The organism is Micromonospora sp. KC207 (assembly GCF_004348615.1).
Taxonomy (GTDB): Bacteria; Actinomycetota; Actinomycetes; order Mycobacteriales; family Micromonosporaceae; genus Micromonospora.
On the sequence record NZ_SMKJ01000053.1, the window covers coordinates 19,734 to 29,008 of the forward strand.

Here is a 9,275-nt window from a genome sequence, read left to right on the forward strand (position 1 = left end):
TGTGCCGACACATCGTGTGGCTCTGCGCCAGGCAGGCGGCAGAGCCACACGATGGGCACGGCGTGAGGCGCATCAGCTCAGCGGGCCGGGGTGGTCACGCCGTGACCGCCGCGAGGGCCGCCGGGTCGCGCTGCACCTGGAGGTCGTGGAGGATGTACACGAACGACCCGGACGCGTGCGACGCGGACAGGTACGTAAACCCGTCGGACAGCTCGCTGGCCCCGATGTAGCAGGCCGCGAGGCCGCCCGTGCCGGCGGTGAACGTGGCGGCGGCGGCCTGGGTGACCAGGGTCCACAGCCCGGAGGACTGCCGGTAGTAGCGGGTGATCGTCGCCAGGTTCTGCGACGTGCCCGAGCTGGCCGCGTCGTGCTCGGCGATGGTGGCGTTGCCCGACGACGCGCCGGTGAGCACGAACGTCACACCGGTCGCGTCCTTGAGGTTGACGCGCACCGCCGAGGTGGTCGCGCTGTGTGCCAGGTTGAAGACCCGGCCGAGTGCCTCCATGATCGTGTCTCCCTTACGCCCGCTCGGCGATCTTGACGAACGGGGAGAGGGTCGCCCCGCCGTTCTTCGGGGTGATGGCGGACTCCAGCCACGGCCGGCCGTCGACCCGCTCGATGATCCGGTACGCCGTCTGGTCGTTCTGGAACTTGAAGTGCGGCGAGGACATCGCGGACATGACCTGCCGGTCGCCGACGAGGTAGAACCCGAGGTCGACGAAGTTGAGGTCGCCCAGGTCGCCAACCTTCGGCACCTTCTCGCTGAAGATGACCGGCCGGCCCAAGATGGTCATCGGCGGGCCCTCGACGCCGTTGTTCAGCCAGATCGCCGACCCGCCAGTGCCGACGGACAGCGCCATCGTGGCCAGCTCCGGGAAGCTGTCGATGGAGCAGATCCACACCGCGCGGCCCAGGCTGCCGGGCAGCATCCGGGCGAACGCCTTAACGATGTTCTCCCACACGATCGTGTCGGCCGGCTGACCCGACTCCTTCGCGACCGACACGGCCGCCGACCCGTTGAGGAACCCGAGCGGCTCGCCGACACCGCTACCGCTGATGAACGCGTCGTCCTCGTAGAAGCCGAGCGCCTCGGGAAAGATCTGGTCGATGAACGCCTGGAACGACGAGATGCTGTCGGAGATCAGTTCGTTCGGGACCTCGGTGTACGCGGTGAGCTTCTTCGCCTCCAGGACGATCCGGCTGAAGGCGGCCTGCGACGCGGTGAGCTGCCCGCCCTCCTCCGTCCAGTAGCCGACGATGCCGCCGTACACGCTGGACACGTTGCTGGTCGCGTCGATCGCCGGGAACGGGACCCGCAGTGTCTCCATCGGGATGACCCGGGCCCGGGGCCGCACGATCGCGGTCTCCAGGGAGACGCGAAGCAGCTCGGCGCGCAGCGTCTCCGGAATGAGGAAGCCGCCCTCGGACGGCACGGTGGAGCTGAAGGCGTTGCGGATGCGGCCCAGCTTCGCCTGGAGGTGCGAGTCAGGGGGCCGCTGGTGCCAGATCGCCTGGAAGTAGTCCGCCGAGTTGGCGAACTCCTTGTCGATGGCGGCGCCCATGGCGCGGGGGTTGTAGATGCGGTCCCGGCCGCCGGCGGTGACCACGCCGGTCGGGTTGGTGTGCCGCAGGTCCAGCGGCACCGCCCCGTCCTGCTCCCGCTGGTCCTTCAGCCACTGGGCGAGGGTGCGCTGCACCTCGGTCTGCACCTGGTCGGAGATGCTGCGGTCCCGGTCGACGACGGTCCGCGCGTAGCGCTGGACGAAGTCGCGGAAGCCGTCCTTCTGCTGGAACAGCTTCGTCATCTTCGGGCCGTCGCGGAGCATGTCCTCGAGGCCCTCGGGGGTGTCGGGGATGGTGATGCGGTCCACGTCGTCCGGGGTGACGGTGCTGGTGCGCGGCCCGGAGGCGGTGGCCCGGTTGACGATCCGGCCCAGGTCGGCCGGGTTCACGCCGTAGCGGCGGGCGAGTGCCCGACGCTGCGCCCGGTTGCTGTCGGTCTTCACAGGCTCGCCTCTCTCACGGCGTTGTAGAACTCGATGGGGTCGATCAGGACGACCTCGCTGAGGTCGGGTTCCGGTTCGGCCAGGGCGTCGCGGAACGCTGCGGCCAGGTCGGACTCGTCGGGGGGACGCAGGGCGTCGCGGAACACGGCGGCCAGGTCGTCGGACCACAGCGGCACGTCGCCGGTGCCCGGGCCGTCGGGGGTGGTGTCCGATGCCGGCCCGGTGGGGGTGTGCGCCGCCGCCTCCTCCACCGGGTCCGGCACCGGTGCGGTCCGGGCGACCACCGCCACAGACTCCCGGGCCGCGGGGGTGGCATCGTCGGCCGGTCCGCCAGTGCGGCCGTCGGTGCCGAAGATCGTCAGGTCCCACGTGTTCTCCCGGCGGGGCATCCGGTTGGTGGGTGCGCCGTTGGTGGCGACCTGGTCTGCGAGGCCGGCGGCGACCGCCTCGTCCGCGCCGTACCACGTTTCGGCGCGCATCCGGTCCCGCCAGCGGGCCACGGTGCCGTCGCCGCGTTCGGCGTAGACGCTGGCGATGGTGTCGGAGATGCGGTCGAGTTCGTCGGCCATCTGCCGCATGTCCGCGCCGTTGCCGACGCACAGGCCCATCGCGTCGTGAATCATGAGTTGGGACTGGGGGCGCATGATGCGGGTGTCGGCGGCCTGGAGGATGAACGACGCGGCGGAGGCGGCAAGGCCGTCCACGTAGGCCGTGACGGTCGCCGGGTGGGCGCGCAGGGCGTTCATGATGGCGATGCCGTCGAACACCTCGCCGCCGGGCGAGTTGATGCGTAGTTCGATCGCCGGGGCGGTGACGCCCTGGAGCTCGCGCACGAAGGCGTCGGCGGTGACGCCCCAGTAGCCGATCTCGTCGTAGATGAGGACCTCGGCGACGGGGGACGCGGCGTTGCGGATGGCGTACCAGTCGGTGCGGCCCTGACGAAGTTGGGCGCGAGGGCGGGCGGTGCGGATGCCGGCCCGGTTGAGGATCCGCCTACGCATGATCACCCCCCTTGTTGAGGCTGATCGTACTCCCCGCCGCCTACGATTCATCAGTCGAGAGGGTGTTTCACCTTCGATTCTTAGGTACTCCCCACGCCAAGGCTGGGGTCAACCCGCCCTGAGCTGCAAAAACAGGCGAAGGTGAGGGACGCGACGGACGGCCCAACGGCCGCAGTGCGCACCATAACCGGTATTATGTGCGTGGTTTCGGGCCAAAACGCGAGCGTCGCTCACGTCTCTGGGTTGCCGACGCCGAGCCCCGGACGCCCCTTCCGCTCGGAAGCGGTGGCACCGGAACGGCCCGCGCGTATCGGATGGGTGGGTCGTCGATGAGGTCTAGGTGGTCGTTGAGCCACCGCACATCCTCATCGGTCAGGCGCGGGTCGACGGCCAACCGAGCCAAGGGCCGGGCCCCTGGTACTCGCCCGGGATGGCCGGCGCGCGCCTCAGCCATGGCGTGCCGCCCGGGCGGGCAGGTTGAGCAGCCGACGCCACCAGCTCCGGTGCGGCCGGACGATCCGCACCTCATACGGGGCGATCGGGTACCACGATGCGGGCCGACCCTGCGCCGCAGCGAACGCATCCCGGACGCGGCGCGCCTCGTCCTCGCTCAGGGCCGGCGCTTCGATGATGCCCAGGATCGGCTCCTCAGCCACGACTGTCCCCAGTCCCGAACCCGACCATCGTCAACGGGTTCACGCCGCACGCATCCTCGGGCAGCCTGTTTGTGGCGGAGGCCGCCCAGGACGCGCGCCCGTCAACGGCGACCAGCGCCCCGGTTGACCATGTGGCCGGCGTCGGGTCCGTGCCAGCCGGCACGGCGACGGCTGCGAGGTCGTACTCGATGATGACCGCGCCACACCAACCGCAGCGCTGGCGGAGGTAGCGGTCGTTGATGATGATGTGTGGTGCCGCGATGTGGGTGACGGCCATGACCGGACGCTACCAGCGGGGTTCGATCAGGCCCCGGCAGCGGATCCCGCCCTCGCAGGCGACGTACCCCGCGCCCGTCGGATAGTCGAGCAGGGCCGCCGACAGCAGCGTGTACTCCCGGCCATCGACCTCCCGGCACGGCCCGCACGTGTTGCGGTCCCGTACCTCGTCCGCCACGTACGCCGCTGGCTCCGGCAGTACCTCCAACGCGGCCAGCCGGCCAGCGCCCACCGCCGACCACAGCGCCCCGCCGAGCTGGTCGCGCACGTACCGATCCGACAGGCCGTCCAGGTGCGCACGAACCTGCTCGGCGACCTCCGTCCCCGACGCGTCCGGCCCCGCCACCCTCAGCGCCTCCCGGCCGGCGGCCTCACCCAGGGCCGACGCCATCAACGCCGCACGGACCTGCGCGGCAGCGGTCAGCGCCTGCGCGTCGACCGTCACATCCGGGACCGGCGACACCCCCGCAGCCTCCGCCGCGTCGAGAACGGCCTGCGCTGCGCCGACCGCAACCGCGATCATGCTGTCCGCCAGCAGTCCGGCGGCGACGGTCGACGAGATAAGCAGCGCGGCCAGGGCGGCCAGATCCCCCTCGTCAACGGCCTCCTCCACCTGCTCGACGGCCTCCTCCACCTGCTCGGGAGTGACCTCGGCCGCCCACTGCTCGGTGAGGGCCTCCAGCTCCTGCTCCCACTCCTCCAGGCTCGCGGCGGCTTCCTGCGCGACGACGCGGGGCACCCGGGCGACGACCGGCCGGCGGAGGGTGGCCGTGGGCGCGGGTAGTGCCGGCGGACCGGCGGGGGCGGTGTGTCGCATCGGGGGCAGGCCGACGACGGCGAGCACCTCGGCCGGGTCGTAGCCGGCGTCGGTGAGGGTTTTCGCCGCGGTCGCCTTGCTGGTCCGCTCGGCGTTCGCGGCAGCCTCGTCGCCGGCCACAGGCGAGTCGTAATCGAACTCCAGACCAACCGCCGTCGACCCGAACATGGGCAGGAAGTCGTTGTTCAGCGCGCCCTTGAAGCGCTCCAGGCGGGGCACGGTGAGGTGCTCGCCGAACCACGCCGATGATGCGTCGGCGGTGGCCCGGTTGACGTCGTCCACGTCGCCGACGGCGAACTTCGGGATGCCGAACGCCTCCCGGATGACGTCGCGGGACACCGACCGCAGCTCGGTGAACTGCATGTCCCGCATGGTGAACGTCCTGTTCACCCACTTGCCCTGCTCGATGACCGCCACCCGGTGGGCGTTGGCCACCCCTCGGTGCTGTTCGTTCCACCGCGTGGACATCTCGTCGAACTCGTCATCGCTGAGTCGCTTGTCGACCTCGATGATGCCGCCCGGCTCGGCCGAGTTGCGGAAGAAGTTGCGGTTCCACTCGGCGGAGTAGCGCGCGCTGTCGAGGTCGGTGAGGATCGCCTGCACCGGACCCATGCCCCGGTACGGGTCCAGCGGGTTCGGCATGCGCAGCTGGATGACCTCGTCGAGGCGCAGCGGAACCTCCCGACCGTCCGGCCCGTGGTAGATGTAGCCGGCGAGGAACTCCGTCGGCGACGGCACCGGCTCCATGCGGTCCGGGCGCACCGGCCACAGGCCCAGCGGGATCGACCGGGCGCGGGCGTCGCGCTCCACCACCCACCAGCCCTCACCGGTCAGGTCAACGTGCTGCTGGGTGCTCTCGACGAACTCCTGCCCCGTCATGAACGGGTTAGGCTTGCGCCACAGGTCCAGGGCCAGGTGGCGGGTGACCTCGACGCGGTCCTCGCGCCGGCCGGACGGGGCGGTGCGCCACAGTCGCCAGTGCACCTGGCTGGTGGCGTTGGAGGTGCGGTTGACGATGGCGAACAGGGTGCCCACGCTACCCATGGCGCGCATCTGCGCCTCAGCGCCGGACGTGCCGACCCACGGGATGGACAGCCGCTGGCCGGGGCCGACGTAGGCGACGGGGGCCCGGTTGACGAGGGTAGCGAGGCCGCCGAGCAGGGATCTCATGTGCCGCTCCGGGGGGGGTCAGGTGCCGCGTACGCGCCACTCCATGATCAGGCAGGAGATGCCGGCGGCGGCGAGGCCGGCAGGGGCGGACCATGCGGTCCAGGCGGCGGCGGAGAGCAGGGTAAGGCCGGCGGCGGCCCAGGTGTAGGGGGCGGCCCGGCGGGCGGCGTGTCCGGCGCGAGCGGCGGCGCGCATGGTCCGGGCGGTCACCGTCGGCTCCGGGCGGCGCCGCCGAGGAACCGCACGCGGGGGCGGGCCGACAGGTCCACCTCGGCTACCACGTAGCGGGTCGTGTCCATGCCGTGATCATCCACCTTCAGCGGTTGCTCTTTCGGGGCCTTGCCCGCGCCAGTGTCCCAGACGTAGCCGGGGAACTCTTCCGCTGTGCAGGTGGGTTTGGACGCGTCGACCAGGGCAGCGTCGCGCTCGACGACGGCGTCACGCATCAGCAGCAGGCGGGGCCGGCCGTCCCCGGCGGGACGTAGCCGGGTCTGCACGCCTTGGATGCCGTCGCTGACGCTCTTGTGGGCGGCGACGGTGGACATGCCGAGGTGCCGCTCCAGGGTGGCCCGGTCTTCGGCGTCGTGGTCGCAGACGATCGCGCGAGGCTTGGGGCCGGTCCAGGTGCGGCCGTGGTGGGCGTAGCGGGGGCGCCCGTCCGGGTGCCGGTAGTCGCGGTCAACCGTGGTGACCTGGTCAAGGATGGTGATCGCGTGGTCCTCGACGAGGCGCTGCGTGTGGTAGACCTCCCACTCCAGCCACAGCCGGCCGTCGGGGTCCTCGGCCCAGCATTGGCAGACGAAGGGGTTGGTGTAGCCGAAGTCGACGGCCCAGTAGCGGGTCCAGCCCGCCGGCAGCGCGATCCGGTCGACGAGGTGCACGGCCGGGTCGTACGTCTCGTAGATGACACCTTCGGCGGCGACCCACAGGCCGCGGCGGAGCCGGTGGTAGCGGACGCCGGTGAGGTTGTCCAGCTTGCCCAGGTAGTCGCGGCCGACAGCGGTGAGCGCGCCCTGGTCGTCGACAAGCACCGGGTTGTCCTCGTGCCGTGACTCGACCATCTTGGTGGTGCCGGCGTCGCAGCGGCCCTTGAGCCAGTGCGCCGGGGTGTCCGGGTTGGTGTCGGCGAGCACCTGCTGAAACGAGATGCGACCGTTGCGTAGGCGGGTGGTGATGGACTCCCAGTCGGTAAGGGTCAGCTCGATGGCCTCTTGGACGTACACCACGTCGTATTCCGAGGACATGATGCGCGTGGCCCGGTCCATCCCCCCGACGACGATGACGCTGCCGTTGGCGTACCGGTACTGCGGGGACTCCTGTGGTGAGCCGCCGTACCAGGTGACGGTGCCGTTGGCGAGGGCCTCGGCGGCGACGTGCTGCCGCCAGGTGACCAGGGCAGTTGAGCCGAGGCTGGCGAGGGTCTTGCGGACGATGAGCCCGCGGGCGCCCGGGTTGAGGAGCATGAGCAGGTGGAGCTTCTCCAGGCAGGCGCGGGACTTGCCGGTGCCGGCAGGGCCGGAGAGGAGCAGCTCGGGCGAGCGGTCTTCGAGCAGTGCGCGGGCTGCCCCTCGGGGGCGGTATCGGTGCTCGACGACGGTCACGTGAGCGCGCCGAGGTCGACGCCTTCCACGATGTACTTGACCTGGCCGCCCTGCTCGATCTTGCGCGGTGCGTCGAGGCCGAGCAGCTCGGCGCGCCTGGTCATGATCTTCAGGACGCGGTCGATGGCGGCGAGCGTCGGGGCGTCGTCGCGCAGCGGCACCTCGACGCCGTCCTCGCCGGCGACCATGACGAGCTTGCCGCCGGAGTGCGCGACGTGCTCACGTTCCAGGACGTCCCAGGCGACGGCGAGGAGCGCGTCGAGGCGCACGACCTCGAGGTGCCGCAGCTCGTCGGCGGGTTCCTGCACGGTGTCGCGGAGAACTTTCTGGACGGCGCGGTGGGCACCGGCAGCGTCGGCGTACCGAAGTTGCTCCGCGATCTCCCGGTACGACAGCCCGCGGGCACGCAGCCGGCAGGCTTCGGCGTCGCGTTCGGCGGCGTCGAGGGTGCGGACGTAGCGCCCGGAGGGGCTGCGGGGTCGGTCTGCCATGCCGGTCACCTCCCGTGGATCAATCGTAGGGGTTACGGCCGCCGTGCGTCCTTCCTGGGCAGTCCGGGCACCGTCACGGGCGGGCCTCCGGGGCGGCTCACGTCGAGCTGCTCGGCGGGGGTGAGCTTGGCGAGGCGGCGGGCGACGGTTTCCCAGTCGGCCCCGTGCGCTTCGGCGATGGCCTTCTTCGGCACGTTGAGCGCGGCGGCGTCGAGCAGGGCGGCGTCGGTCTCGGCGTCAAGCTTGGCGCGGCGGCGGGCGAGGCGTGCGAGCTGGTCGAGGGCGGCTCGTTGGGCGGCGTCGGGTTGGAACGGTGTGCGTGCCATGCACCCATGATACGCGGGGCACTTGCCATACGAAAGCCACTCGATTAGACTGGCACATGCCAGAGAGATTGGCGGGTTCCGGGAGTGCTCGCAACACCCCCGAAACCCCAGGACAGACCACCTGCTCACGACAGGAGACCCCTCCATGCAGCACCCTACCGGCCCCTGGTCCATCGACCAGATGCGCCACCACCTCAACCCGCCCGCCAGCCTCGCCGTCCTCGCCCAGACCGGCACCACCCGCCAGGCCCGACCCACCATGGCCGGCGCCCACCTCACCCACGTCACCGACCCCCAGCACCGGGCCCTCGCCACCGCCGCGACCCTCGGCCGCGTCACCCGGGGCAAGGGCGGCGAGCCGCTGCCCGTCCTGCGCGCCCTGGCCCGCAAGGGTCTGCTCACCCTCGTGCCCCCGCCCGGGCGACGCTTCGACGTCGACCACGCGGTTATCACCGAGGCCGGTCGCCGGAAGCTGGCCCGCCTGGGCCAGGTCGCCGCCGAGCAGGCGGAGCGGGAGGCTCGGGTCGCGAAGGTGCTCGCCTTCGCCTGACGGCCGACGCGCGAAGGGGCTGGACCGCACACCGCGGGCCAGCCCCTCGCTGTGGTCAGGCGTTGCTGTGGCGTGCAGGTGGTACGGGGTCACGGTGCTCCTCAGGCAGCGGGGTCGGTGGTCGTCAGGGCGAGGACGCGGTCTGGCACAGCGGCCTCGCCGGTTTCGTAGCGGCGCACCTGCCGCGAGGTGCAGCCGAGCAGGTCGGCGACTTGCTGCTGGGTGAGGTGGGCGGTGCGGCGCCAGGTGCGCAGCCGCCACGCCGGGGCGACGGGGGGTGTGGTGACGCGGGCGCGGATGCGCCGGTAGCCGGGGGCGAGGCCGAGGTCGGGGTCGGCGAGGGGTCGAATCATCGCCGGTTGGCCTCAGTCTGGATGTGGT

12 protein-coding genes are annotated in these 9,275 nt (G+C 71.5%); 1 reads left to right on the forward strand and 11 read right to left on the reverse strand.

Annotation, left to right across the window (positions count from 1 at the left end; translation table 11 throughout):
• Positions 1–94: 94 nt before the first annotated feature.
• The 10 genes from E1258_RS09580 to E1258_RS09625 form a co-directional block, all read right to left on the reverse strand.
• Positions 95–505, reverse strand: a complete 411-nt coding sequence (locus tag E1258_RS09580) for a hypothetical protein (RefSeq protein ID WP_132398820.1) — start codon at positions 503–505, stop codon at positions 95–97.
• Positions 506–518: 13 nt separating this feature from the next.
• Positions 519–2,006: a phage major capsid protein gene (locus tag E1258_RS09585; RefSeq protein WP_132398822.1), complete on the reverse strand. Its 1,488-nt coding sequence runs from the start codon at positions 2,004–2,006 to the stop codon at positions 519–521.
• Entirely contained in the window at positions 2,003–3,007 is a 1,005-nt protein-coding gene (locus tag E1258_RS09590; RefSeq protein ID WP_165949703.1) for a head maturation protease, ClpP-related, read from the reverse strand. Before E1258_RS09590 ends, E1258_RS09585 begins: the two co-directional genes overlap by 4 nt.
• A gap of 446 nt (positions 3,008–3,453) precedes the next feature.
• The gene (locus tag E1258_RS09595; RefSeq protein ID WP_132398826.1) at positions 3,454–3,663 is read right to left on the reverse strand and encodes a hypothetical protein; all 210 of its coding nucleotides are present in this window, start codon (positions 3,661–3,663) and stop codon (positions 3,454–3,456) included.
• Complete coding sequence (locus E1258_RS09600; protein WP_132398828.1) at positions 3,656–3,940, reverse strand: hypothetical protein; 285 nt, start codon at positions 3,938–3,940, stop codon at positions 3,656–3,658. The genes E1258_RS09595 and E1258_RS09600 overlap by 8 nt, the downstream gene beginning before the upstream one ends.
• A gap of 9 nt (positions 3,941–3,949) precedes the next feature.
• Entirely contained in the window at positions 3,950–5,926 is a 1,977-nt protein-coding gene (locus tag E1258_RS09605; protein WP_132398830.1) for a phage portal protein, read from the reverse strand.
• 18 nt (positions 5,927–5,944) lie between these two features.
• Positions 5,945–6,136: a hypothetical protein gene (locus tag E1258_RS09610; protein WP_132398832.1), complete on the reverse strand. Its 192-nt coding sequence runs from the start codon at positions 6,134–6,136 to the stop codon at positions 5,945–5,947.
• Positions 6,133–7,527, reverse strand: coding sequence for a phage terminase large subunit (locus tag E1258_RS09615; RefSeq protein WP_132398834.1), 1,395 nt, complete (start codon positions 7,525–7,527; stop codon positions 6,133–6,135). The genes E1258_RS09610 and E1258_RS09615 overlap by 4 nt, the downstream gene beginning before the upstream one ends.
• Positions 7,524–8,018 carry a hypothetical protein gene (locus tag E1258_RS09620; RefSeq protein ID WP_132398836.1) on the reverse strand — a complete coding sequence of 165 codons (495 nt, stop codon included), beginning with the start codon at positions 8,016–8,018 and terminating at the stop codon, positions 7,524–7,526. The genes E1258_RS09615 and E1258_RS09620 overlap by 4 nt, the downstream gene beginning before the upstream one ends.
• A 32-nt stretch (positions 8,019–8,050) precedes the next feature.
• Entirely contained in the window at positions 8,051–8,344 is a 294-nt protein-coding gene (locus E1258_RS09625; protein WP_132398838.1) for a hypothetical protein, read from the reverse strand.
• Between the two features lie 145 nt (positions 8,345–8,489).
• Here E1258_RS09625 and E1258_RS09630 point away from each other — a divergent pair, with 145 nt between their 5' ends.
• Positions 8,490–8,894, forward strand: a complete 405-nt coding sequence (locus tag E1258_RS09630) for a hypothetical protein (RefSeq protein ID WP_132398840.1) — start codon at positions 8,490–8,492, stop codon at positions 8,892–8,894.
• 101 nt (positions 8,895–8,995) lie between these two features.
• Here the strand turns inward: E1258_RS09630 and E1258_RS09635 are convergent, their stop codons facing one another.
• Positions 8,996–9,247, reverse strand: a complete 252-nt coding sequence (locus E1258_RS09635; RefSeq protein WP_132398842.1) for a helix-turn-helix transcriptional regulator — start codon at positions 9,245–9,247, stop codon at positions 8,996–8,998.
• Positions 9,248–9,275 lie beyond the last annotated feature (28 nt).

Bases quoted from the DNA above. Each gene is read 5' to 3' on its own strand.
- E1258_RS09580 (WP_132398820.1), bottom strand. From the start codon at position 505: ATGGAGGCACTCGGCCGGGTCTTCAACCTGGCACACAGCGCGACCACC.
- E1258_RS09590 (WP_165949703.1), bottom strand. From the start codon at position 3,007: ATGCGTAGGCGGATCCTCAACCGGGCCGGCATCCGCACCGCCCGCCCT.
- E1258_RS09600 (WP_132398828.1), bottom strand. From the start codon at position 3,940: ATGGCCGTCACCCACATCGCGGCACCACACATCATCATCAACGACCGC.
- E1258_RS09605 (WP_132398830.1), bottom strand. From the start codon at position 5,926: ATGAGATCCCTGCTCGGCGGCCTCGCTACCCTCGTCAACCGGGCCCCC.
- E1258_RS09620 (WP_132398836.1), bottom strand. From the start codon at position 8,018: ATGGCAGACCGACCCCGCAGCCCCTCCGGGCGCTACGTCCGCACCCTC.
- E1258_RS09625 (WP_132398838.1), bottom strand. From the start codon at position 8,344: ATGGCACGCACACCGTTCCAACCCGACGCCGCCCAACGAGCCGCCCTC.
- E1258_RS09630 (WP_132398840.1), top strand. From the start codon at position 8,490: ATGCAGCACCCTACCGGCCCCTGGTCCATCGACCAGATGCGCCACCAC.
- E1258_RS09635 (WP_132398842.1), bottom strand. From the start codon at position 9,247: ATGATTCGACCCCTCGCCGACCCCGACCTCGGCCTCGCCCCCGGCTAC.